The sequence below is a fragment of the Anderseniella sp. Alg231-50 genome (assembly GCF_900149695.1).
Lineage (GTDB): Bacteria > Pseudomonadota > Alphaproteobacteria > Rhizobiales > Aestuariivirgaceae > Anderseniella.
Window position 1 is genome coordinate 604,053 of the sequence record NZ_LT703003.1, and the last position, 24,844, is coordinate 628,896.

General features: G+C 58.4%; 17 protein-coding genes. 16 read left to right on the forward strand and 1 reads right to left on the reverse strand.

Annotated elements, in window-relative coordinates; genetic code table 11:
* The first annotated feature begins 39 nt into the window (after positions 1–39).
* The 5 genes from DHN55_RS02985 (at position 40) to DHN55_RS03005 (ending at position 5,234) form a co-directional block, all read left to right on the forward strand.
* A complete protein-coding gene (locus tag DHN55_RS02985) occupies positions 40–888 on the forward strand; it encodes an MBL fold metallo-hydrolase (protein ID WP_337659857.1) in 849 nt (282 codons plus the stop codon).
* Positions 889–1,349: 461 nt separating this feature from the next.
* Entirely contained in the window at positions 1,350–2,366 is a 1,017-nt protein-coding gene (locus DHN55_RS02990) for an AraC family transcriptional regulator (RefSeq protein WP_337659858.1), read from the forward strand.
* Between the two features lie 141 nt (positions 2,367–2,507).
* Complete coding sequence (locus DHN55_RS02995) at positions 2,508–2,972, forward strand: hypothetical protein (protein WP_108879898.1); 465 nt, start codon at positions 2,508–2,510, stop codon at positions 2,970–2,972.
* A 12-nt stretch (positions 2,973–2,984) separates the two neighbouring features.
* Positions 2,985–4,247: a ferric reductase-like transmembrane domain-containing protein gene (locus DHN55_RS03000; protein WP_108879899.1), complete on the forward strand. Its 1,263-nt coding sequence runs from the start codon at positions 2,985–2,987 to the stop codon at positions 4,245–4,247.
* A gap of 423 nt (positions 4,248–4,670) precedes the next feature.
* A complete protein-coding gene (locus DHN55_RS03005) occupies positions 4,671–5,234 on the forward strand; it encodes a MarR family winged helix-turn-helix transcriptional regulator (protein WP_337659859.1) in 564 nt (187 codons plus the stop codon).
* Between the two features lie 49 nt (positions 5,235–5,283).
* On the opposite strand, the gene DHN55_RS03010 is transcribed toward DHN55_RS03005, so the two are convergent.
* Positions 5,284–6,897 (reverse strand): phosphoenolpyruvate carboxykinase, encoded by a 1,614-nt coding sequence (locus tag DHN55_RS03010; RefSeq protein WP_108879901.1) that lies wholly within the window; start codon positions 6,895–6,897, stop codon positions 5,284–5,286.
* A 421-nt stretch (positions 6,898–7,318) separates the two neighbouring features.
* On the opposite strand from DHN55_RS03010, the gene DHN55_RS03015 reads away from it, so the two are divergent.
* The 11 genes from DHN55_RS03015 (at position 7,319) to addA (ending at position 24,744) form a co-directional block, all read left to right on the forward strand.
* Positions 7,319–8,017: a response regulator gene (locus DHN55_RS03015; RefSeq protein WP_108879902.1), complete on the forward strand. Its 699-nt coding sequence runs from the start codon at positions 7,319–7,321 to the stop codon at positions 8,015–8,017.
* A gap of 183 nt (positions 8,018–8,200) precedes the next feature.
* Entirely contained in the window at positions 8,201–10,036 is a 1,836-nt protein-coding gene (locus tag DHN55_RS03020; RefSeq protein WP_108879903.1) for a stimulus-sensing domain-containing protein, read from the forward strand.
* 8 nt (positions 10,037–10,044) lie between these two features.
* The gene (locus DHN55_RS03025; RefSeq protein WP_108879904.1) at positions 10,045–10,551 is read left to right on the forward strand and encodes an aldolase; all 507 of its coding nucleotides are present in this window, start codon (positions 10,045–10,047) and stop codon (positions 10,549–10,551) included.
* Between the two features lie 131 nt (positions 10,552–10,682).
* A complete protein-coding gene (locus DHN55_RS03030; protein ID WP_108879905.1) occupies positions 10,683–11,081 on the forward strand; it encodes a PTS sugar transporter subunit IIA in 399 nt (132 codons plus the stop codon).
* Positions 11,078–11,392, forward strand: coding sequence for an HPr family phosphocarrier protein (locus DHN55_RS03035; RefSeq protein ID WP_108879906.1), 315 nt, complete (start codon positions 11,078–11,080; stop codon positions 11,390–11,392). Before DHN55_RS03030 ends, DHN55_RS03035 begins: the two co-directional genes overlap by 4 nt.
* A 97-nt stretch (positions 11,393–11,489) precedes the next feature.
* On the forward strand, positions 11,490–12,890 hold the full coding sequence (gene ahcY / locus DHN55_RS03040; RefSeq protein WP_108881679.1) for an adenosylhomocysteinase: 1,401 nt from the start codon (positions 11,490–11,492) through the stop codon (positions 12,888–12,890).
* 599 nt (positions 12,891–13,489) lie between these two features.
* Positions 13,490–15,811: an ATP-binding protein gene (locus DHN55_RS03045; RefSeq protein WP_337659861.1), complete on the forward strand. Its 2,322-nt coding sequence runs from the start codon at positions 13,490–13,492 to the stop codon at positions 15,809–15,811.
* A 5-nt stretch (positions 15,812–15,816) separates the two neighbouring features.
* A complete protein-coding gene (tsaE, locus tag DHN55_RS03050; protein WP_337659862.1) occupies positions 15,817–17,370 on the forward strand; it encodes a tRNA (adenosine(37)-N6)-threonylcarbamoyltransferase complex ATPase subunit type 1 TsaE in 1,554 nt (517 codons plus the stop codon).
* Positions 17,367–18,083 (forward strand): sugar phosphate nucleotidyltransferase, encoded by a 717-nt coding sequence (locus tag DHN55_RS03055; protein WP_108879909.1) that lies wholly within the window; start codon positions 17,367–17,369, stop codon positions 18,081–18,083. The genes tsaE and DHN55_RS03055 overlap by 4 nt, the downstream gene beginning before the upstream one ends.
* Entirely contained in the window at positions 18,080–21,232 is a 3,153-nt protein-coding gene (addB, locus tag DHN55_RS03060) for a double-strand break repair protein AddB (protein WP_108879910.1), read from the forward strand. The genes DHN55_RS03055 and addB overlap by 4 nt, the downstream gene beginning before the upstream one ends.
* Positions 21,229–24,744, forward strand: coding sequence for a double-strand break repair helicase AddA (gene addA / locus DHN55_RS03065; protein WP_337659863.1), 3,516 nt, complete (start codon positions 21,229–21,231; stop codon positions 24,742–24,744). Before addB ends, addA begins: the two co-directional genes overlap by 4 nt.
* Positions 24,745–24,844: the final 100 nt, after the last annotated feature.

Genomic DNA, 24,844 nt, shown 5'->3' on the forward strand with positions numbered 1-24,844 from the left:
ATCAAATACCCCGAATAACAGAACACAGGAAAGCTTCGCATGTTGTGCAGAATAGGTGACGTCGAGGTCTGGCGTATTCTGGAGATAAACGGGCCTTATCTGAGCCCTGAAGACCTGTTTCCAACGGCCGGACCGGACGCGCGGGAAACCATAAAGGAACACGTTCCACACCAGTTGTGCGCCGCGACGGGACGGCTGATCCTGCCCATACAGGGGTTTTTGCTGAAAACACCCTCACACACCGTCCTGGTCGATAGTTGTGTGGGCAATGATAAATCAAATCCCAACACGCCGGACTGGAACATGCGGTCGGATGACCGTTTCATGGCAGCGCTGACTGCCGCCGGCATTGGCCCTGCAGATGTGGACTATGTTTTGTGCACACATCTTCATACCGACCATGTCGGATGGAACACCAGGCTTGAGGATGGCCGCTGGGTCCCGACTTTTCCCAATGCGCGCTACCTGATGCCCACCGCGGATGAAGCCTTTTTCCGCAACTCAGCAGGTAACGCTTTTACGCAAAGCGTTCTGCCGGTGATTGAAGCCGGTCAGACCGAGCTTGTAGAGGCAGGACACATGCTTGGTGACTACGTTACCCTGATCCCCACGCCCGGCCACACACCGGGGCATGTTTCAGTGCTGGTGAAAAGCGGTGCTGCCGAAGCGATCATCACCGGCGATGCATTGCATACATCAGCCCAGTGCTGGCGGCCGGACTGGCATTTCAAGTATGATACGGACGCCGACATGGCCGCTGTCTCGCGCCGGAAATTGCTGGAAGATGCAACCGAAGCGGACCGGAAAGTGCTGGGCAACCATTTCGCGTTACCGTCCATAGGCCGCGTAAAAGTGCATGGCGATGCGTTCCGCTGGGAGGATGATTGAGCGGAGCGTTGTCTGCTTGGACTCGTTTACAATCCCCATTGAGACGGAGCGGTTCGTGTTATTCTAACGGCACTGACGGTCCTTTGCTGCCTTTCGTGTGTCGCGCAGCGAACGGCAACACTGAGCGCATACCTACCGACTGTTGCACGGAGTCCGAATGTCAGGATTCTTCAAATTTGCCCGCTGATATGACCGGCGAATACTGTGCGAAGTCCCCCCTCAATCTCCGGTGCGCTGGCAGGAAATGACCCCTTTTGGCGAGTATTGTCCGGCATTTGGCGAGTATTGTCCTATAAATCTGTGCCGCAGACGTTCATTCTTATCTCAACAACGAACATCCAGAGGGTTGAGATGAAACGCTTTTTTCAGAAACCTGACAGGAACGAGATGCTTTGTTCCGACAGACGTCACCTTAGAGCGAGTCGTACTTTGACCCGGACAGAATGCACGGAGGTCCGATCGTGACGACAGTCAGCAATGGAACCGTTATGTCGGTTGTCGCGTCTGCACTCTCTCGCGGATTGACGATAACTGAGGTTCAGGAAGCAGCCGGTATCTCTTGCAATGTTTTGATGAACCCCGAGGCCCGTCCTCCGGAAGATGTGATGCCGAGGATTATGGCGCTGATCGGGGAACGGTTTCCCGGGGAGCCGACTACACTGGACATTGCCCGCGCGGCTCCCTTCTCATTCTTTGGCGGCCTGGCTGACGGTGCGCGTTATGCAGATGACCTTCGGGCAGCAACAAAGCTTCTGGCAAAGAACTGCACGGTGATTTCCGACCAGCTGGAACTGACGTTTCACGAAGGCCCCTCGGGCGCAAAACTGATTTCCAGTCATCCGATGAATCACATGGATGGTGGCCGCTCTGCGGAAATCGGCTCAGCCTTGATCGCGCGGCTCTTCACTGAATTTCTTGGTATCCCTGACTGTTTTAAACACATCACGTTCTCACATGCACCGCATAGCGACGTTGACCACTATGTCGATTACTTCGGCGTACCAGTCGAATTCAACGCACAAGAGATCAGCCTCGTCATTAAACCGAAAAAGCTGAATGAGCGGATCAAGCAAGCGAATGTCGAGCTGTTCAACTACGTTCAGACCCACCTGTCCGGCGTCAAGAAGCAAATTGAAGCCGCCAAAGAGCCAAGGGAACTGAAAGCACTGCGAAATGCGGCTGCGGAGAACGCAGAAGCGGGCGTGTTCACAACGACGAGTGTCGCGGTTGCCGCTAATATGAGTGTCCGCACGGCCCAGAGAATAACCGCAGAGCATGGGACAACCGTGCAAGGTTTGATCGACAAGGTCCGTGAGCACAGGGCGACAGAGCTGCTTGGCGACAATCGCAATGATATCGGTTCAATCGCGTTCCTGCTTGGCTACTCAGATGAACGGGCCTTTCGACGCGCGTTCCAAAGATGGACCGACCGAACACCTTCGGACTACCGAAAGCAGCTCAACAAACAGATCGAATAGAACCCGAGCTGCGGCGATCTCTCCCCTGGGGATGATCTAGCAACCGCCAATCCCACAACCAGCGAAGCCTAACCGATGCTCTGCACCGGATGAACCTTTGCGCGCTGAATTCAACCCTAAGCAAACCTCAAGGAGCTAAAAATGAAGATACTCTCACAAATCGCAACCACCCTATTTGGACTGCTGGCAGGCGGCATGGTGCTGATCGCCACGGGGCTTGTGCCGTACTGGCGTTCGCTCGACCCTGCAGACTTCACCCAAGTCTTCGCAACAAGTCTGCCCACAGTGGGCGGCACTATGATCGCCCTGACGATTTTGGGGACGGGCTCAATGTTCGTGGCGGCAGGGCTCGCGCTCTGGAAGAAACTGCCGAACAAGCTCTGGCTCTCAGCAGGTGCCGCAGCCACACTCATCATGCTCATATGCGTTCCGATCTATTTCGGAACTGCCAACCCGCTTCTTGCAGGCGGAACACTGACTCCCGACGCCATTACCGCCGAGCTCGCAACCTGGCAACAGATGCACTGGTTCCGGACCATCGTCGGCATTCTCGGTCTCTTCTGTGCAGTGCGCGCTGGATATGTCGGCGCCTCAAGCAGCAAATAGGGAGGATCAGTCATGCTACGTCTCCAAGGTATCAATGCCGTCATCGCTGTCCTGGTCGCATTTGTAGTATTGCACCTGGTTTTTGTACCTGAACAGCATTCCATTAGAACCACCTTTTCAACCTTGCTGGGCGGGACCAGCTTCTTGCTAATGACCTGGTCCGTCGTGTTGGCCACCCGGCTGGAGATCTTCGAAGAGATGTTCGGCGGGTTGGACCGGATGTATCAGGTACATCGTGTTGCGGGCACCTTCACTGCAGTTTTTGCTCTGGTACATTTCTTCAGCATTCCAAAAGAGCTTCCGGCTGGTGTCGATCCTGTTCTCAACTCAACCTTTCCCTCGGCGCAGATTGGCATGGCTGCGATGGTTCTTCTGGTGATTGGTCTGTTCGTAGCGCTCAATCGGAAGATCAGCTATTCGCGTTGGCGCAATCCGCACAAGGTCATGGCGTTCGTCTACATTCTCGTGATCGGCCACTTCATGAATGCGCCAGGCATCTTTTTTGAACAGTTTAGCGCCGCCGGCATCCTGCTCATCGTGGCGGGGCTGATTGGCATGATCGCGCTTGTCTATACGATGTTTGGCATGAACAAGCGCACGGCCAAGCATTTCACTATCGAAGCGGTGAACTCGCTGGAGCGTGCCACGGAAGTGGTGCTGAAACCGGTCGGCGACATGCTGAAGTTCAAGCCGGGCCAGTTTGCCTTTGTCGAAATCCAAGGCAAAGACTGGTCAGAACCGCATCCGTTCACAATCGCTAGCGCGCCGGATGAAGACCGTTTGCGCTTCACCATGAAGGTGCTCGGCGACTGGACCAGGAAGGTACGCGAAGAGTTGCAGCCGGGTGGCGAGGTTGTGGTACGTGGGCCCTATGGGCGCTTCGATGCCTCAAAGACCAGTTCCAAAAGGCAGGTCTGGATCGCCGGAGGCATTGGTTTGACCCCGTTCCTCTCAAAGCTCCGTGCGATGGACGAGGAAGACAACAGGGAAGTCCACTTCGCCTATGCGGCCCGCAACAAGGAAGAAGCCATATTCATCGAAGAGCTCGAAGCGATTGCTACGGATCGGCACAACATAACGATCTATCCTCTGTTTTCCGATGAAGGAGACTTTGCCCGTATCGATGTGGCAAAGCAAAAGTTGCCCGACCCGCTAACGGACTATGAGTATTTCATCTGCGGGCCAAAGCCGATGGTCGAAGGTCTCATGAAAGATCTCAAGAAAGAAGGCGTGAAGCGCAAAGCCATTCACGTCGAGGCGTTTGAGTTTAGATAAAACCTGAATGCGGCCATTGGGTGTGGAGAACTCAATGGCCGTTTTGTCCGCAGAGCCGCCATTGATGCTAGCCGCAGCAAAAGTCCACTTCCCCCTTCAGCGAATAGAAATATTTGGCGAAAAACAGCCGCCTATACGCCGGACGTATAAGTCTCTTTTACCTGCATAGAAGTGAAACGCACGCCAAAATCACGTACGTTTGGCATTGCTGTCAGAGCAAATTCCAATTTTTCGCGGTGAGGTATATGTTTTTACTTGGGCCATATGACACAACCCGCCTGCCGGATAGCCTTTTACTTCTAATTCCTTATCTCTGACCAATTTGATTGTGACAATTGAGTTTCATAGTCTCTCAGTGATCTGAGTCGACACCGAAACCGTTTATATGTTTGAAAATGACTGGGGGGCATGATGGCCAGTGACGTGAGTACCGACGATATGGTTATCCTGCTGGAGCGCTTGAGCCGCCTGGTTCGGGCACAGGAGCATGCGTCAGACCTAAATCCGGCGCAGTGGGAAGCGTTGCGTTACCTGTCGCGATGCAATCGCTTCTCCAATGCTCCAGCCTTCCTGACCCGTTACCTGTCTGCAACCAAGGGCACGATATCGCAAACCCTGATTGCCCTGGAACGAAAGGGGCTGCTGAGCAAGGCGCCAAGGCCGGGCCAGGCCCGTTCGGTAGTACTGGCGCTTACCGCAGAAGGTGAAGCCAAACTGCGCGACGACCCATGGCAGCAAGTGTCCTCCATGATTGAGGCAAGCGGACCCAAAACCCGCAAGAAACTCGCTTCGGGGTCACAAAAACTGGTCAACAAGATCATCAAGTCGCGCGGCCTGCCCAGTTTCGGGTCATGCGACACGTGCCGGTATTTCCGTGAAGGCGGTGCCCCTGACAACGTCAAGGGCAAACACTGGTGCCTGCTGTTTGAACAGCCTATCACCAAGACCGAAGCCGCAAAAATCTGCGCCAGCCACGATACGGCGTGAGGGCGCCCGCCGTTCACGTATTCAGCAACCCACACCGGGTTATCAGGCCCTATTCGGCAGCGTCACGCACTGCCGGTGCCGCTGCCAGTACTTCGGTGTCGACGTGTTCGGCAAACTTCTCGAAATTATCCACGAACATGGCAACCAGTTCGCTGGCCTTTGCATCATAGGCTGCCGGATCAGCCCAGGTGCTGCGCGGATCCAGAATTGCGCTGTCCACGTTCGGGACAGACATCGGCACCTCGAAACCGAAGGATGCATCGGTGCGCATCGGCACGTTGTTGAGACTGCCGTCAAGCGCGGCGGCCAATAGTGCGCGGGTTGCCTTGATCGGCATGCGGTGGCCTTCACCGTACGGCCCGCCGGTCCAGCCGGTATTGACCAGCCAGCATGTGGCACCATGTTCGGCAATCAGCTTTTTCAGCAGATTACCGTAAACGCTCGGGTGGCGCGGCATGAAGGGCGCGCCAAAACAGGTCGAGAACGTCGCCACGGTGCCTTTGACACCTTTTTCGGTGCCGGCCACCTTGGCGGTGTAGCCGGACAGGAAGTGATACATCGCCTGGTGCGGTGTCAGGCGCGCGATCGGCGGCAGGACACCGGAGGCATCCGCGGTCAGCATGATGACATTCTTCGGATGCGGCGCGGTCCCGTCTTCCGATGCGTTCGGAATGAAATGCATCGGATAGGCCACCCGGCCATTTTCGGTCAACGAGACATCGTCGAAGTCCGGTGTCCGCGTGTCGGCGTCGACCATGACGTTTTCAAGCACCGAGCCCCAACGCTGTGTGGTCGAGTAAATCTCCGGTTCGGCTTCTGCGGACAGATTTACCGTCTTGGCATAGCAACCGCCTTCAAAGTTGAAGATGCCGTTTGGCGACCAGCCATGTTCATCATCGCCGACGAGCGTGCGTGATGCATCTGATGACAATGTGGTCTTGCCGGTGCCTGACAGGCCGAAGAACAATGCAGATGTGCCGTCGTCGCCGGCATTGGCCGAACAGTGCATCGGCATAATGCCTTTTTCAGGCAGGAAGTAGTTGAGCGTGCCGAATACCGACTTCTTGGTTTCGCCGGCATATTCACTGTCACCGATCAACACAAGTTTCTCGCTCAGATTGATGGCAATGACCGTTTCGGTGCGTGATCCGTGTTTTGCCGGATCAGCCTTGAAACTGGGCTGGTTGATGATTGTCAGTTCAGGTGTGAAATCCATCACCTCGTCTCGCGACGGGCGGCGCAGCAGGTACCGGATGAACAATGCGTGCCAGGCAAACTGTGTCACGACGCGGACCTTGATGCGGTGTTCAGGGTCGGCACCGCCATACAGGTCCTGGACAAACAGGCGCTTGCCCCTGGCATGGTCGAGGAAATCGGCTTTCAGGGCGGCAAAATGATCGGGAGACATGCCCTTGTTGTTGTCCCACCAGATATTGTCTTCCGTGTTGGCGTCGCGAACGATGAACTTGTCCTGGGCGGACCGGCCTGTGTGCTTTCCGGTAACAACTGCCAGCGCACCGCTGTCGGTCACCATGCCTTCCTTCAGCTTGAGCGACATTTCGAAAAGCTGCGCGGCATTCAGGTTGTAGTGAACCTCCTGCGCCCCGCTGATCCGGGTTGTCTCTATAGGAAAGGCTGGATTGAAATGGCCTGTGTGTTGCAACGCGCTGCTCCTGACACAGTAATGAAAGACACACGGCACCTAACAGCCATGACTTTGTTCATTACGTCTGTGATCTCTTTTTCTGTGGATGAAACGGGTTGTGATTTCACGGCGCATCGCCCTCAACTGAACCCTGTATAAAAAGTAAACTAAGCAATCTTTTGATCGCCTTCAAGCAGTCAAAAGGATGATATGCGATTTCTGTTGATAGCGTAATTGTGGCAAATTTCGCAAAGCTGCCGGGGCTGACGGATTGTCGCGGCCTTCACGTTTTGGCCCCCGCACTTGTTATCTTTTGGCAGTGGCACCATATTCCGTCCATGTTTTACTTAGCGACAACGTAAAACATCCTGCCACAATTTGTGCCAGATCAGTCTTTACGGCTCGCCATCAGGACGGAGATAAAGCATTGGGAAAACGCATGCCAACAATTGCGCTCGTTGATGACGACCGGCACATTCTGACATCGGTGTCCATGGCACTGGAGGCAGAAGGTTACAGCACCAGCACCTACACCGACGGCGTTGCCGCGCTGCAGGGGTTGGAGGACACGCCACCAGACATGGCCATCTTCGATATCAAGATGCCACGCATGGACGGTATGGAGTTATTGCGGCGCCTGCGGCAGAAATCCGACCTTCCCGTGATCTTCCTGACCTCCAAGGACGAGGAAATTGACGAGTTGTTCGGCCTGAAAATGGGCGCGGACGACTTTATCCGCAAACCGTTCTCGCAACGCCTCCTGGTCGAGCGCGTCAAGGCAGTTTTGCGCCGCGCACAGAACCGCGAAGGCATCGAGGTTACCGGAGAAGCCAGCAAGATTATCGAGCGTGGCCGCCTGATGATGGACCCGGACCGCCATTCCAGCACCTGGGATGGAAGGTCCGTTACCCTAACGGTTACCGAATTTCTGATCCTGCAGGCGCTTGCGCAGCGCCCGGGCATCGTAAAAAGCCGCGATTCACTGATGGACGCCGCCTATGACGACCAGGTCTATGTTGATGACCGCACGATTGACAGCCACATCAAGCGGCTGCGCAAAAAATTCAAGGTAGTCGACGACGATTTCGACGCTATCGAAACGCTCTATGGAGTTGGATACCGGTTCCGCGAGATGTAAGCTCAACGTGGCTGGTGATCGTTGACTTGCCAATATGCCCGGCGGAAGATGGGCGAATTGACCAGATCAGGATGATTTCTGGTTGTAACGACCATAAATCACCCGATTGTTTGCAAAATACCAGACCATCCCGGGCTCACCTGAACCCGGGGTGGTCTGGCAGCGTTTCAGCAGGGACGGCCAATGACGATCCAGTCGGATCTTGGACATAACAAGCAGGCGACTCCGGTTTCTGAGCATGCGGTTTCTGAAAACATGTCGTCTGAGGAGCAGTTGACCCGGCCCGCTGCCTGGTGGGACCGTTTCGCACCGGCTCATCTGACAAGCCGCATTCTGATCATCAACCTGTGTGGCCTCATCATCCTGGTCCTCGGCATCCTGTTCTTCAATCAAAGCCGCAAGAGCCTGATTGACAGCCGCGTGCAAAGCCTGATGACCCAGGCCCAGATCATGGCAGCTGCGGTCGGTTCTTCGGTTTCAGTGGAAACCGACCAGCTCATTCTCGACCCGGAACAACTGATCGAACAGCAGCTCAACCCCAATGCGGCAGCGCCGGCAACTTCGGGGCAGACCGATTTCCTGGTAAACCCGGACCGCGCCGGGCCCGTACTGCGGCGCCTGGTATCAAACACCGACATTCGCGCTCACCTGTTTGACCGTGACGGCGCCATGATCGTGGACAGCCGTTATTTCTACGGGCGTGGCGAGGTCCTGCGGATCAACCTGCCGCCGCGCGACACAAAAGACGAACACTCCGTGTACGACACGCTATGGGACAAATTCAACGAGTGGTTCTTCGCTGTCGGATACAAGGAACAAAAGGAATATACCGCCACCAATGGCGGCGAGTTTGAAGAAATCCGCGCTGCCCTGAACGGGGCGTCGGTGTCGGTTGTGCGCGTCAACAAGAAGAAAGAGATCATTGTTGCCGTTGCGGTTCCGGTGCAGCGGTTCCGGGCCGTTCAGGGTGCGCTTGTGCTGACCACGCCGGGCGGCGAGATTGACGCGGTGCTGCGCGAAGACCTGCGGATCATCCTGTTTATCTTCATGTTCACTTCGCTCGTGACAATCATTTTGTCATTGCTGATGGCAGGCCATATCGCCGAGCCCATAAGACGGCTGTCCGGGGCTGCCGCCGCGGTGAGCCGCGGCCATGCCAAGCGCGTGGAAATCCCGGACTTTTCATCGCGGCGCGACGAAATCGGGCACTTGTCCGGTTCCCTGCGCGAAATGACCAGTTCGCTGTACAACCGGATCGAGGCCATCGAGGCGTTTGCCGCAGATGTCGCCCATGAACTCAAAAACCCCCTGACTTCGCTGCGTTCGGCCGTTGAAACCATTGAATATGCCCGCACGCCGGAACAGCGTGAACGTCTGGTTGCCATCGTCAAGGATGACGTCAAGCGGCTGGACCGGCTTATTTCCGACATTTCCGATGCGTCGCGACTGGATGCAGAACTGGCCCGCAGCGAGGCCGGTCCGGTCGACATGCGACAGCTGCTCGAGACCTTTGTTGAACTGGCCAATGAGACCCGGCGCGAAAACCAGCCCCGGGTAACGCTGAAAATCGAACCATTGCCAGGCGAGGTCTCGGACAAGGACGGATTCACAATAAACGGGCATGACAACCGGTTGGGCCAGGTCACGCGCAACCTGATCGCCAATGCGGTTTCGTTTTCCCCGGCAGACGGTGAAGTCGCCGTGACACTGCGGCGTAAAAAACGCAGTGTGGAATATGTCGTAGAGGACTCAGGACCCGGCATTCCACCAGCCAACCTGGAGCGGGTATTCGAGCGATTCTACACCGACAGGCCGGAAAATTCATTCGGCAAGAATTCCGGCCTGGGCCTGTCCATCTCACGCCAGATCGTGGAGGCGCACCACGGCACAATCCGGGCATCGAACCACTATGGCGGCCAGTCCGGCACCGGCAGCGATGCTGAAATCAGGGGCGCCCGCTTTACGGTACAGCTACCGGTTGAACGTTCTGCGTCCGACCTGCCTCGCCGCAAGTCCTGACACCTACCATGAACAACCCGGTTCCGGCCCCTATCACCACACATGGCACCTGCATCGCCTTGTCGTGCGCAGGGCACTCGGCCGGCATATTGCTACTGGGCGCACCTGGTACCGGCAAGTCATCGCTGGCCCTGCAGTTGATCGATCAACCGGGTTCCGGCGCCGGATCGGCGGAGCCCGTCCGCGGACACCTGGTGAGCGACGACCAGGTTCTGCTTGAAGACGTGGACGGTGCCCTCACAGCAAGTGCGCCACCCGCCATTGACGGACTGCTGGAAGTGCGCGGCATAGGCATTGTCAAGGTCGCCAAATCCGGTTTTCCAGTGCGCCTCGACATGGTCGTTGCCCATGCGGACGCGGCAGATATCGAGCGGATGCCGGAGCCTGCGGTCATAGAACTGGGCGGCCGGAACCTGCCGCTGCACGAAATCGACTTTTCAACCCCGCCGGCAGCGGCACAGGTACGCACCCTGGCCCTCATCCACTGGGGATTGGCGGCCTTAAGCATTTCGTGAGTATCCTTGGATCGGGCCTTGCAGACAATCACCGAAACGGTAATGTAACCATCCGTAAAACGAAAATACCGGCCCGCTGCCGGTAAATTTTACAGACTTGATACCAAAGGACCTAGTCAGGCTTTGCACATATGATCGGACTCGTACTGGTTTCACACGGCAGGCTGGCACAGGAACTGTGCAATGCGCTGGTTCATGTGGTGGGGCCTCAGGAAAACATCGAAGTCATCGGGATCGGGCCAGACGATGACGGGGATCAGCGTCGCGACGACATTCTGACAGCCATCAAGAAAGTCGATTCCGGAAAGGGCGTCGTTGTTGTAACGGACATGTTCGGCGGCACACCGTCCAATCTTGCCATTTCGGCAATGGATGACGGCGAGATAGAAGTGCTGGCCGGCGCAAACCTGCCAATGCTGATCAAGCTTGCCAGTGTGCGCGGGGCGCTGCCTTTGCAAAAGGCGGCCGAAGAAGCCCAGAATGCCGGGCGCAAATACATAAACCTGGCAGGAAGCCTGCTTGATCGATGACGACGGTGCGCGAGCTTGAGATTACCAACCGCCGTGGTTTGCATGCACGCGCTTCGGCCAAGTTTGTCAAATGCGTCGAGCAGTTCGATGTCGACGTGACAGTATCCCATGACGGTCAAAGCGTGCCGGGAACATCAATTCTGGGTCTGATGATGCTTGCCGCATCAACCGGCACCATCATCAAGGTCGCCGCGACCGGCAAAGATGCAAAGGTCGCCGTTGAAGCAATTACCGCCCTTTTGGCCGACCGGTTTGGCGAAGACCGGGAAGACAATGCCGCCGACAGCGCTGCTGCCACAGGCGATATATAAAGATTTATTTATATGTTCATTGCGATCCGGGCCGCGTCCTGATATAGAGCGCGCAAATAAAAGTCCTATTGCACAATTCACACAGGAATTGCTGATCATGACCAGCTCGAACGATTATGCCGTCGCCGATATTTCCCTTGCAGGATTTGGCCGCAAGGAAATCACCATTGCAGAAGTTGAAATGCCGGGACTGATGTCTGTGCGCGAAGAATACGGCACTGCCCAGCCTCTCAAGGGCGCCCGTATCGCCGGCTCCTTGCACATGACCATCCAGACAGCTGTCCTGATCGAAACACTCGTGGCGCTGGGAGCAGAAGTGCGCTGGGCGTCATGCAATATCTTCTCGACCCAAGATCACGCCGCCGCCGCCATTGCCGAACGCGGCATACCGGTTTTTGCCCACAAGGGTGAAACACTGCAGGAATACTGGGATTTCGCCGACAAGATCTTCGACTGGCCGGACGGCGAAACAGCCAACATGATCCTGGACGACGGCGGCGACGCCACCATGTACATCCTGATCGGCGCCAAGGCTGAAAAGGACATTTCCGTGCTGGATAATCCCGGTAATGAAGAAGAAGAAATCTTCTTCGCGACCATCCGCAAACGCATGGAGCGCGACCCGGGCTTCTTCACCAGGGCACGTGCGGCCATCAAGGGCGTGTCCGAAGAAACCACGACCGGTGTGCATCGCCTGTATGAGCTGGAAAAGAAGGGCGATCTGCCGTTCCCGGCCATCAATGTCAACGACAGCGTGACCAAGTCGAAATTCGACAACAAATACGGTTGCCGCGAATCACTGGTGGACGCCATCCGCCGCGGCACAGACGTCATGCTTGCCGGCAAGGTGGCAATCGTTGCCGGATACGGAGACGTCGGCAAAGGGTCAGCACAGTCCCTGGCCGGTGCCGGTGCACGGGTGCTGGTCACCGAAGTCGATCCGATCTGTGCGTTGCAGGCCGCCATGGACGGTTTTGAAGTGGTGACACTGGATGACGATATTGAACGGGCCGATGTCATTGTCACCGCAACAGGCAACAAGGATATCCTGACGGTGGAACACATGCGCCGCGTCAAGGACATGGCAATCGTGTGCAATATCGGCCACTTCGACAATGAAATTCAGGTCGCAGGCCTGAAAAACTTCAAATGGACCAACGTCAAACCGCAAGTGGACATGATCGAATTTCCCGCCGGCAACCGGATGATCCTGCTGTCTGAAGGACGCCTGGTGAATCTCGGCAACGCGACAGGCCATCCGAGTTTCGTCATGTCCGCTTCCTTTGCCAACCAGACGCTGGCGCAGATCGAGTTGTGGACCAAGGGTGATCAGTACAAAAATTCGGTCTACGTGCTGCCCAAGCATCTCGATGAAAAGGTTGCCATGCTGCATCTGTCCAAGATCGGTGCCAAGCTGACCAGGCTCTCCGAAGAGCAGGCAAGCTATATCGGCGTCACCCCGGACGGCCCGTTCAAGCCGGAAACCTATCGTTACTAGATCAGCATGATTTTTGGTTGAACCAACCAAAAATCATAAACCTGACCGCTTTCAAAGTAACAGAGCAACTCTATAGGTACTATCGAACCCATGTTGCTCTGGCGCTGTTTCCGATATCCCCAGACGTTTTCCAGAGCGCACTGTCCCGTTGATAAGATTTCAACGGGGTAGTGTGCTTTTTGCTCCCATGCGGCTATACCTGTCACGGGACATTGCGTGTTCGATTCGCACGGGGACGCACAGCATGCTGCAGTAACCCCGATATGGGTGAGTGAAGTTGCTTTGCGTTCGGGACAACAGGCATTCACATTAATGCGTAGAGTTGCTCTAACACTTTGGAATCGAGTACCTTTTCTTCTGTCAGGTGATTCCGTCTGACTGGAGGGTGCTCCAGGAAAAAACGTTTTCAGGGGGCCTGAAACGCTTTGCACTTTGTGCGAGACACTGGCAGGGGGTCATGTGCGGCAACACTGATAGTTGCCGCGACAGCCGGATTGTGTGCGCTGCCGTCCCATGCTGTCGCCCAGAGCTTTTTGAATACAACGGTTTCCGTCCAGAACAGCTATGCTTTTGCAACCCTGCTTTTGTCGGCAGTTGTGATGCTGTGGGCTTTCATCGCAGTGCGCCGCATTACGACGGGCAAAACCGAAGCTGAGGCCAGAATTGCCGGGCTGGAAGCAGACCTGAACGAGGCGCAGGCCATCATCAACGCCGAGCCAAGCGTGCTGTTCATCTGGCGGACCAGTCAGGGTGCACCGGATACCATCACCGGTGATTTGCGCGGCACGGTTCAACTGAATACCGAACTGGAAAATCTGGCCGAGTTTTCCAGTTGGCTTGATGAGGAATCCATCGGCGCCATGGAAAGCGGGCTGGATGTGCTGCGCTCGGCCGGTACGCCGTTCAACATGGCCCTGAAGACCCTGGATGGCGAACTGGTCGAAGCAGACGGCCGCGTCGCCGGCGGTGTCGCGACCATGCGCATCAAGCCATTGTCCGGTGAACGGCGCGACACAAAGGAGCTGATGTTCGATGCCAGGCGCCTGGGCAAACAGGTTGAACGGCTGAGTTCAATGCTCGACAAGGCGCCGTTTCCGGTGTTTCTGCGCGACGAGGCCGGTAGCCTGGTCTGGGTAAACCAGGCCTATATGGACGCTATTGAACATTCAGATATCGACGAGGTGATTTCGCAAAACATTTCCCTCATCGACCGGGAAGCCTTCAAGCTGGTTTCTACCCAAGCCGGTAACGAGCGCTCGATTTCCCGCGGTGCCGCAGTTGTGGCAGGCGCCAAACGCATTCTGGAACTGGTGGAAGTGCCGTTCGACAACACGACCGCCTCGTTTGCGCTGGACATGACGCGCCTTGAAGACACCCGCAAGGAGCTGGATCGCCAGATTCGCTCCCATGCCAGTACGCTGAACAAGATCACGGCAGCCATAGCCACCTTTGCAGCGGACCAGAAGCTGTCGTTCTACAATGCCGCCTTTGCGCAATTGTGGTCGCTGGACACAAAGTGGCTCGACACGCACCCCAGCCATGGCGAGATTCTCGACCGGCTGCGCGAGGAACGCAAACTGCCTGAACAGGCCAATTACCGGAGCTGGAAAACAGAGCAGCTTGCGTCCTATGCGCGCCTGGATACGCCGGACGAATTGTGGCACCTGCCGGATGGCCGGTCCCTGCGCGTGGTGTCCGAGCAGCCGCGCTCCGGCGAGGTCTCGGTGTTGTACGAAGACGTGTCCGAGAAGATACAGCTTGAAAGCCGCTACAACGAGCTGATCGGCGTACAGCGCGAGACGATCGACAACATGCATGAAGGGCTGGCGCTGTTTGGCACAGACGGTTGCCTGAAACTCTTCAACCCGACATTCGGCCGTTTCTGGCAACTGGACGAAGCCTTTCTCGATAAACGCCCGCACGTGGTTGAAGTGTTTCAGCAATGTGCCCGGCTGATGCCGCAGCAGGATATGTGGAACGAGGTCAAGCTGGCCGTTACATCGCTGTCCGACAGCCGCAGACCGCTTCAGGACCGGCTGATCCGCCCGGACGGCATGGTGCTGGATTACAATGTCGTGCCGTTGCCCGACGGCAACACGCTGATAACCTATGTGGACGTAACTGCCAGTTCGGGTATTGAACGTGCACTGCGCGAGCGCAATGAGGCGCTGGAAGCCGCAGACCGGCTCAAGACCGGCTTCCTGTCAAATGTGTCCTATGAACTGCGCACGCCGCTGAACTCGATCTTGGGATTTGCCTCGATGCTGTCGGCCGGTATTGCCGGTGAACTGGCTCCGAAACAATCGGAATATGTTGCCGACATTCAGTCATCATCAAATGATCTGCTGGCGGTCATCGACGCCATTCTAGACCTCACGACCATTGATGCAGGCGCCATGGAACTGCGTCTGGAGACGATTGCGGTCGAAGACCTGTTGTCGGATGTCGCCAATGATTTCTCCAGGCGTATCGACGAACGGGATCTGACGCTGAACATAGAGATTGCCGAAAACGCCGGGTCGCTGAAGGCCGACAGCCGGCGGCTTCATCAGACCATCGGTCACCTGTTGTCGAATGCCATCGGCTTTTCGCCAACCGGCGCCACAGTGCGCATGGGCGCCCGGCGCGACGGCAGCGATGTACTGTTGTGGGTAGCTGATAACGGCAGGGGCATGGATGATGAATTCCAGAAAAAGGCGTTTGAACGGTTCAATGCGAAACCGCTTGCGGGTGGCCATCGCGGCCCCGGCCTGGGCCTGGCACTGGTGAAGAGTTTTGTGGAACTGCACGGCGGGTCGGTCCGCCTGATGTCAAAGCTGCAACAAGGTACAACCGTCATTTGCAGGTTACCGGATTCAGGACCGCGCGAGGTGATTCCTCCCGGCAGCATTGAACAGCCCCGATCTGTGTCGATGAATTGAACACCATGATATCAACCAGGGTCAGCGAGCCGGGCTTGCGAATAGAACTAGCGGACGAGGCAGCCAGCGAACGCCTTGCGGCCGGACTTGCCATGCTGGCGGGCAAAGGCGATCTGATTGCGCTTGAAGGCGACCTTGGAGCCGGCAAAACCACAATTGCCAGGAGCTTTGTACGCACCCTTGCCGATAACCCGGCACTGGAGGTACCAAGCCCGACTTTCACCCTGGTTCAGACATACGAACTGGACGGGATGAGCGTGGCACACATGGATTTCTACCGGCTGGAGGAACCGGCGGAGATCGACGAACTCGGTATCGACGAAGCGCTTGATACAGGCGCCGTGATTGTCGAATGGCCATCGCGTGCTGCCGATTTGCTGCCGCCCGGCGGATTGCTGATCGAGCTGAGCGAAGAGGACGGTGGGCGCAGCGCCCGGTTGTCCAGCAGCAATGAGAATTGGTCTGCGCGCCTCGGCAAGCTGCAGCACATTGACGACCTGCTGGCAGCAAGCGGCTGGCAGGCTGCAACCCGTCACAAAATGCCGGCCGACGCCTCATCGCGGCGCTATGAGCGCCTGAGCGGCGGGCCGGGCGGTGCCAGCGGCCTACTGATGGACATGCCGTCGCGTCCCGACGGCGACCCCGTCCGCAACGGCCTGCCCTACAGCCGCATTGCGCATCTGGCGGAGGACATCCGTGCTGTTGAAGCGGTCAATCGCGGCCTGCTGGCGCAGGGCCTTTCCGCACCGGAAATCCATGCCATCGACACCCGCAACGGGTTCGCGGTCATCGAAGATTTCGGGGCGGTGAGTTTCCGGTCGCTGCTCGACGACAGCGAGCAGTTTCCGCTGTGCCTGACAGCTGCGGTGATGATGCTGGCCAATCTGGCCCAGGCCAACTGGCCCGAGCGGATTGAATTGTCTTCGGGCGATGCCTACCAGCTGTCGCACTACGATATGGATGCACTGCTGATCGAGGCGGAATTGTGCCTTGACTGGTACTGGCCGCACGTGAGCAGCAAGCCTGTTGATGACCGGGCGCGCGATGAATTCATGGCCGCATGGCACGATGTTCTGCAACTGGTGCAGACCAGTCAGCCGGTCTGGGTGTTGCGAGATTTTCATGTCGACAACCTGTTCTGGCTGCCGCAGCGTGACGGCGACCGCAAGATTGGCCTGATCGACACGCAGGACTGCGTGCTGGGCCATCCGGCCTATGATCTCGCGTCATTGCTGCAGGATGTTCGGGTGACGATCCCCGCTCAGGTCGAACGGGACTATTATGACATGTACGTTGCAGCCCGAGGCGCTGATGACGAGAGCTTTGACACCGGCTCTTTCGCGGCGGCCTATGCCATACTGGGGGCTCAGCGCGCCACCAAGATACTGGGGATTTTCGCCCGTCTGAATGCACGCGACGGAAAACCTGCCTATCTCAGGCATTTGCCGCGCGCCAGTGATGTGCTGGAGCACAATCTGCGCCATCCCGCCCTTGCCACGGTGAAGGCATGGTTTGACGAACATCTGCCGCGTACCTTGCGTGAGGATGCCGGATCATGACCGGTTCACGCGCCATGGTGCTGGCAGCGGGACTGGGCACCCGCATGCGGCCTCTGACGCTTGACCGGCCAAAACCGCTGATCGAGGTTGCCGGCAGATCACTGCTGGATCGCGGCGTGGACGTGCTGCAGCGTTCAGGTGTGACGCACATGGTCGTCAACAAGCACTACCTGCCTGACCAGATACAGGCCTGGGCAGGCAACAGACACGATCTGGACATCACGGTGCAGGATGAAACGGCTGAACTGCTGGATACCGGCGGCGGTGTGGCGCGGGCATTGCCGCAACTGGGCGAGGAACCGTTTTTCGTGCTGAACTCGGATTCGTTCTGGGTGGACGGGCCCACGCCGGCACTGCAACGCCTGGCGGCACTGTGGGATGACGGTGCGATGGACTGTCTGCTATTATTGTCCGGCAAAGCCCGTTCGATCGGTTTTGACGGGCCCGGTGATTTTGAAATGAACACAAGCGGACAACTGTCGCGCCGCAGCGACGCCACCGCATCACTGGTCTATGCCGGTGCCTATATGGTGCATCCGCGATTGTTCGCCGACGCGCCGGACGGCGCCTTTTCCATGAACCAGCTGTGGAACCGGGCAATTGCCAATCAGCGCCTTTACGGCATGGAGCACGATGACTGGTGGCTGCATGTCGGCACGCCGGCAGCCATCGACGAAGCAGAAGACAGGCTGGCCGCGCTGGGCGCAGCATGACGCAGCCCGCCACAGCGTCTGTGTTCACCATCCCACCGTCGTGCGGTTTCCTGCCAAGCCTTGTTGCATCCATCCTTGCAGGGCACCTGCTGCCGGGCCCCGCCGGCGCTCCCGACCCGCTTGAGTTGAGCACCTGGACAATTCTGTTGCCGACACGGCGCGCCGTGCGGGCCTGCCGCCAGGCCTTCATCGAGATTGACCCCGGCACAGCACGCCTTTTGCCGGTCATTCGCGCACTGGGGGACGTGGACGAGGATGAAATCCATATAACCGGCGCCTATGGGCCAGGTGCAGCAGGTGATCTGGACCTGCCGCCCGCCGCCACACAGGTTCAGCGGCAGTTCCTGCTGACACGCATTGTGCGCGACTGGGCGCGATCCAACCCCGTCAGTCCGGCGGCACGTGCCGTCAATGACAGCATTTCGCACGCCCTGCAGATGGCCGGGTCGCTGGTGCATCTGATAGACAGCCTTGAGACAGGCGACATTACGCTGGCGGATTTACCCAGGCTGCTTGCCGGTGATCACGAGATGCCGCTGCATCGCAACGAGGCTGCCGATTTCCTGGAAATCATTTCTCAAACCTACCCCGCCGCGATGGCCGAAGCGGGCCTTACGGGTCCACAGGCGCGCCGCTCCGCCCTGTTGCAGGCAGAAGCGCAGAGATTGCGGCGGCGCCCGCCTGCGGGACCGGTGATTGCTGCAGGTTCTACCGGATCGGTACCTGCAACCGCTGAGTTGCTGGTGACAGTTGCCAATCTGCCGCGCGGCGCGGTCATATTGCCTGGTCTTGACCGCAGACTGGATGCCGAAAGCTGGGCCGGCATCGAAATTTCGCCGCAACACCCGCAGTACGGCATGCGGGAACTGCTTGAAAAGTTCGGCGTTGAGCGCAGCGAAGTGACCTACTTGCCGGGCTTGCAGGTGACCGAGGCCGGCCGGGCGCGCGCCGTGCTTGCATCAGAGACGATGCGGCCCAGCGAAGCGACCCACCTGTGGAAGAACCTCGCAAGCTGCAGCGACAAGTTCAGGCTTGCCTGCCAGGGCATCACCGAACTGGTATGCCCTGAAATGCGCGAACAGGCCTTGATGATCGCGATGCTGATGCGCAAGGCGCACGATGAACACCGCCCGTGTTCTCTGATAACCCCGGACCGGCAACTGGCACGCCGGGTCACATCCGAGCTGACGCGCTGGGACATTCATGTCGACGACAGCGCCGGTGAACCACTTGCCGGGACCGAGCAGGGGATATTTTTCCGGCTGGTGGCTGATGTATGTGCACCTGCTGCGCGGGCGCACGACGTGGTTGCCCTGCTCGGCCACAGGTTGATGGCAGATGAGCTGGTTGCCGGAACCGACATGCGCTCACTGGCGAAAATACTGGAAATTGTGCTGTTCCGGCAGCTCCCGGGCGGTCATCATCTGCGCGGCCTGGCAGGGCGCATTTCACAGGCAAAATCACTGGCGCAAGACCCCTTTGCTCATCCGCTGGCGAAGAATACCCCATCAGAACAATGGGATATGCTGACGGCACTGGCGGCGCGGCTTGAACAGGTCATGACGCCTTTGCTGGATCTGTCGGCCACCAGCGACGGCGGTCCGCTGGCCGGCATGCTGCACGCGCATGTTTCAGTTGCCGAGGCTCTCAGCGCCGGGGCCACCGGTGTACCTGACAGGTTGTGGGCGGGTGAGGCAGGTAACGCGCTTTCAGAGACATTGCGCGAACTGCTGGATCATGCAGCGTCGGCACCGGCCATGCCCCATGCCGACTATTGCAGTTTCATTACCGATACCTTGCGCACCGTACCGGTGCGCCGGCGTTATCCGCTGCATCCGAAGCTGCAGATACTGGGCCTGCTGGAGGCTCGTCTGGTACAGACGGAACTGGTTATTCTCGGCGGACTGAACGAGGGCACCTGGCCGGGAAACGTTGATCCGGGCCCGTGGCTGTCGCGCCCGCAACATGTGGCTGTCGGCCTGCAACTGCCCGAACGCCGGCTGGGCCTGGCGGCACATGACTTCGTGCAGGGCCTTGGCGCCGAAACCGTGGTGCTGACCTGGGCTCGCAAGGTCAACGGAACCCCCGCGGTGGCGTCACGCTGGCTGTTGAGGTTGAAGGCTGTACTGGCAGCGGCGGGTCTCAAGGACGCGTTGCAGCCTGATCCGGCAACTGACTGGGCCGGTTGGGCGCTGGGCCTGGATTGGCATGCAAAGATGGCAACCGGCGAAAAACCTGCCGCCGCACTGCCGCCGAAGCCGGTGCCACCGGTTGCAGCCCGTCCGCGCCGATACTCGGTTTCCAGGGTCGAACGACTGATGCAGGATCCCTACTGGCTTTATGCAAATGCCATACTGAAGCTGAAACCGCTGCCGCCACTAGATAGCGAACCGGGTGCGGCCGAACGCGGCCAGCTTGTCCATGCGGTGGTGGAGAGATTCACCGACCAGTATCCAGCTGAACTGCCTGACAATGCACAAGCAATCATGCGTGATATCGCGGTGAAACTGATTGGTGGCTTTGCACCGGATCCCGCCCTGCGGGCACTGTGGCTGCCGCAGGTGTGGCGGATGACCGACTGGTTCTGCGACCAGGAAGCAAGCTTGCGCGTGGGCGTCACCTCGCAGCTCACCGAACTGGATGGAAGCCACGCGTTTCAGGTCGATGGCGAAGATGTTAATCTGACAGCCCGTGCTGACCGCATCGACCGGCTGCAATCAGGCTCGCTTCGCATCGTCGACTACAAGACCGGAGGCGCCAGCCTGATGGCGCTCCATGACAGAAACGGCAAGCAACGCAAGAGCTACAAGCCACAACTCTACCTGGAAGGCTGGATTGCGCGGCAGGGCGGGTTTGCGAAATTGCCGGCCACGCAGGTTGAAGAGCTTCTGTATATTCGCCTGTCAGGAGGAGATCCGCCCGGTGCGCTGATCGGACCGTCAGGCAATGTGGACATTGCAGACGAGATTGAAAAAGCTGCCGACGGCGTTCGTTCGCTTATTGCCAGCTATCTGAACGCCACGCAGGCCTATCCGGCCCGGGCCGGCGAGGAAGCCTGGAACCGAAAGGGTGACTATGACCACCTGTCGCGGTGGCGCGAATGGGGCCAGGGCAGCGACCACGGCTCGGAAGCCGGAGACGGCGAATGAGCGCAACCGCTGAATTCGAAACTGCCAGACGGCAGCAGGACCTTGCATCAGGACCTGAGGTTTCGGCGTTCGTGCCGGCAAATGCCGGTGCCGGCAAGACCCACGTGCTGGTCGGACGTGTCATCAGACTGCTGCTCAACGGAGTGCAGCCGGAACGCATTCTGTGCCTCACCTATACCCGGGCGGCGGCCGCTGAAATGTCTGAACGCCTGTTTGAAAAACTGTCAGGCTGGATTGCAAGGGATGATCGTGAGCTGAGCGCATTGATCCGCAAGGATATTGCGCAATCCGATATGGAGGTACGCAACCTCGACGAGGCGCGCAGGCTGTTTACCCGCGCCCTCGAGACGCCCGGCGGCCTGAAGGTCCAGACAATCCATGCCTTCTGCGAGCGCCTGCTGCAGCGGTTTCCGATCGAAGCAGGCGTGGTACCCGGTTTTCACGTGTTGAGCACCACCGACAGCCGCGACCTGATGGCATTGGCGCGCGCACAGGTCCTGACCCGCGATGACGACAGGGTTCGGGATGCTGTATCGACGATCACACCGTTCGCCAATGAACAGGCATTTTCCGGCCTGCTTCACGAACTGCAAAAGCACGCCAGCAAGCTGCTGGCTGCCTTCGGCACCCGGGAGACGTTTCCGCAGCTGACGGCCCAGCTCAACCTTCTGTTCGGCCTGACCGGAGAAGAAACGTCACAGGACATTGCGCAGGAATTTGCAGCGCAGCTCGACAAGTCCTCCCTGCTCCATGCAGCCACGCTGATGGCAAGCGACGCCGCGGTGACCAATACCAATCAGGCGGCGCTGATCACCCGGTTGCTGGAAGCTCAGAGCCCCCAGGATGTCCTGTCGATTGCCAGGCAGATTGCGCTGACCGGCAAGGGTAAACCGAAAGGTGATACAGCCCTGGTGACCAGGAAACTGGACGAACGCCATCCGGAATGCCGCGAGGCGTTGCTGAAGCTGCGAGAGCTGTTGCTGGCGGCGCTGGAAAGCGTCAACGCGCTGTTGATCGTACGTTCCACCAGCGCACTGGTCTATCTCGGGCTGGAAATCATCGCCACATTCAACAAGCTGAAGCAGAACCTTGCGGCTTACGATTTTGAGGACCTGATCCACCAGACGGTTGACCTGCTGCACCATAATGCCGACGCCGCCTGGGTACTGTACAAGCTCGACGGTGGACTGGATCACATTCTGATAGACGAGGCCCAAGATACCAGCCCCGATCAGTGGCAGATCATCAACGCGCTGACGGAAGAGTTTTTTGCCGGTGAAGGCGCGCGCGGCGGGCTGGCAAGGACCATGTTTGCCGTCGGCGACCGCAAGCAGTCGATCTATTCGTTCCAGGGTGCCGATCCACGGGAGTTCGACAAGCAGGCGGGGCTTTACGAAACGCTGATCAGCAATGCCGGAGAAACCTATCGCGAAGTACCGCTCGAACACTCCTTCCGCTCCAGCGAACTGGTGCTGCATGCCGTGGACCTGGTTTTCAGGCGCGATGATGCCAGCAAGGGCGTAACGTCGGAAATCCAGCCGGAGGTGCGGCACCTGCCAATCCGCAAAGGTGAACGGGGGCTGGTCGAGATCTGGGATCTTGAGCGTGGCCAGTCGGATGACGACGTTCAGCACTGGGCACCAAAATCAGGTGAGATCGTCGATCCGCCGCATCTGGTGATGGCACGCCGCATCGCGGCAACAATTGCGGCCTGGACGCAAAACCAGCCGCCTGAAATGTTGAAGGAAAACCGCCCGGTCCGGCCGTCCGACATTCTGATACTGGTGCGCCAGCGGTCATACCTGATGGCGGCAATCGTGCGGGCCCTGAAGGAGGCCGGTGTGCCGGTTGCCGGTGCCGACAGACTGAAGCTGCTCGATCACATCGCGATCCAGGATCTGATGGCGCTGGCCCAGGCCTGTATTCTGCCGCAAGACGATCTCAACCTTGCCGGCGTGTTGAAAAGCCCGTTGTTTACCCATGATGACGGTGTCACGCGATTTGACGACGACAGCGACCTTTTCGCACTGGCCCACCAGCGCGAACCAGGCAGCATATGGAACAGGCTGGAAAAAGCCGCCCGGGCGGGCAAGCCGTACAGCGGCGCTTTTGAGCAATTGACCCGCTGGCGGAAACAGGCTGCACGATCCGGTGTGTTCAACTTCTATTCAGCGGTTTTGTCCCGCGACGGCGGCAGGCGGGCCCTGCTTGGCGGACTCGGGCCGGAAGCCGCCGACCCGGTAGATGCCTTTCTGCAACTCGCTCTGGAATATGAACAGCAACACGCGCCGTCACTGGCCGGTTTCCTGGCCTGGCTTGAAGCGACCCAGGCCGACATCCGACGCGACATGGACCAGGCCGGCGGCGAAGTGCGGGTCATGACGGTTCACGGAGCGAAGGGTCTGGAAGCGCCCATCGTGTTCCTGCCGGATACCTGTTCGGCCCCGGAGGCCAGAAAAATCGACAGTGTCCTGTTCACCGAAACCCACATTCCGGTGTGGCGGCTGAAATCGGACTACGCGACCGGTGTAACGGACGCGCTCAGGGACAAGGCCTTTGCGGGTCTGATGGAAGAGTACAACCGATTGCTCTATGTTGCGATGACCAGGGCCCGCTACCGGCTTTATGTGTGCGGCTTCGTCAAGCCAAGGAGCAAGACTGCACCGGCTGATGCGCCGGACGCCAGCTGGTATGCCATGATGCACGCAGCACTTACCGGCAGTGAAACTCCCCTGTTGCAGCAGCACGTCGATAGCAACGATGTCCGCACCTGGCGGGCCGGCCAACCGCAGGTCAGCGACGACAAGGAAAGCTCAGCCGACAGTGCGGCTGAGGCCAGCGTGCCGCCTGAATGGGCACATGCCCCGGCACGCAGCGTTGCTGCGCCCAGTCGCTGGCTGGCCCCGTCACGCATGGATGCCGCTGGTGAAACCGACGAGGGATGGAGTGGCGAAACGGCATTGTCGCCACTGGCGCCGCGCACCGACATACGGTTCCGCAGGGGCCAGTTGGTGCACCGGCTGCTGCAATCCCTGCCGGAACTGCCGGAAGAGCAGCGCGAAGCCTCCGCCCACAGATTCCTGGCGGCCAACGGCGTTACCGAGCCTGAACTAGATACAACCGTGTCTGAAATCATGATGCTGTTTGCAGATGCGCGGTTTGCCGCGGTGTTTTCCGCCGCCGCGCGGCCTGAAGTATCGATTGCTGCCATGATTGACCTGCCGGACCAGGAGAGGTTCGGCCTGACAGGCCAGATCGACCGGCTGCTGGTTGAACCTGACCGGGTGCTGGTGGTGGATTTCAAAACCAATCGTCCGCCGCCGGACAGCGTAAATGACGTACCTGACCTTTACCTGCGCCAGCTCGCGGCATATTCAAAGGCGCTGCAGCGGGTTTACCCGGGCAGGATCATTGAATGCGCCCTGTTGTGGACCGATGCACCCGCGCTGATGCCCGTGCCGGCCGCCATGCTGGATGAAGCCTGGCAAGGATCCGCGATCACAACGGCGTAAACAATGCCTCATGAGACTTGACCCGCGTCGGGTCAATACCTACTTGTTCAACACGTACAACTCTTGCACTGACGCCGATTCCCTCGAGTTCAGGGCAATC

What these genes read in the sequence shown, in the direction of transcription:
- DHN55_RS02985 (WP_337659857.1), top strand. Translation starts at nt 40, where the DNA reads ATGTTGTGCAGAATAGGTGACGTCGAGGTCTGGCGTATTCTGGAGATA.
- DHN55_RS02995 (WP_108879898.1), top strand. Translation starts at nt 2,508, where the DNA reads ATGAAGATACTCTCACAAATCGCAACCACCCTATTTGGACTGCTGGCA.
- DHN55_RS03000 (WP_108879899.1), top strand. Translation starts at nt 2,985, where the DNA reads ATGCTACGTCTCCAAGGTATCAATGCCGTCATCGCTGTCCTGGTCGCA.
- DHN55_RS03015 (WP_108879902.1), top strand. Translation starts at nt 7,319, where the DNA reads ATGCCAACAATTGCGCTCGTTGATGACGACCGGCACATTCTGACATCG.
- DHN55_RS03020 (WP_108879903.1), top strand. Translation starts at nt 8,201, where the DNA reads ATGACGATCCAGTCGGATCTTGGACATAACAAGCAGGCGACTCCGGTT.
- DHN55_RS03025 (WP_108879904.1), top strand. Translation starts at nt 10,045, where the DNA reads ATGAACAACCCGGTTCCGGCCCCTATCACCACACATGGCACCTGCATC.
- DHN55_RS03030 (WP_108879905.1), top strand. Translation starts at nt 10,683, where the DNA reads ATGATCGGACTCGTACTGGTTTCACACGGCAGGCTGGCACAGGAACTG.
- DHN55_RS03035 (WP_108879906.1), top strand. Translation starts at nt 11,078, where the DNA reads ATGACGACGGTGCGCGAGCTTGAGATTACCAACCGCCGTGGTTTGCAT.
- ahcY (WP_108881679.1), top strand. Translation starts at nt 11,490, where the DNA reads ATGACCAGCTCGAACGATTATGCCGTCGCCGATATTTCCCTTGCAGGA.
- DHN55_RS03045 (WP_337659861.1), top strand. Translation starts at nt 13,490, where the DNA reads ATGCTGTGGGCTTTCATCGCAGTGCGCCGCATTACGACGGGCAAAACC.
- tsaE (WP_337659862.1), top strand. Translation starts at nt 15,817, where the DNA reads ATGATATCAACCAGGGTCAGCGAGCCGGGCTTGCGAATAGAACTAGCG.
- DHN55_RS03055 (WP_108879909.1), top strand. Translation starts at nt 17,367, where the DNA reads ATGACCGGTTCACGCGCCATGGTGCTGGCAGCGGGACTGGGCACCCGC.
- addB (WP_108879910.1), top strand. Translation starts at nt 18,080, where the DNA reads ATGACGCAGCCCGCCACAGCGTCTGTGTTCACCATCCCACCGTCGTGC.
- addA (WP_337659863.1), top strand. Translation starts at nt 21,229, where the DNA reads ATGAGCGCAACCGCTGAATTCGAAACTGCCAGACGGCAGCAGGACCTT.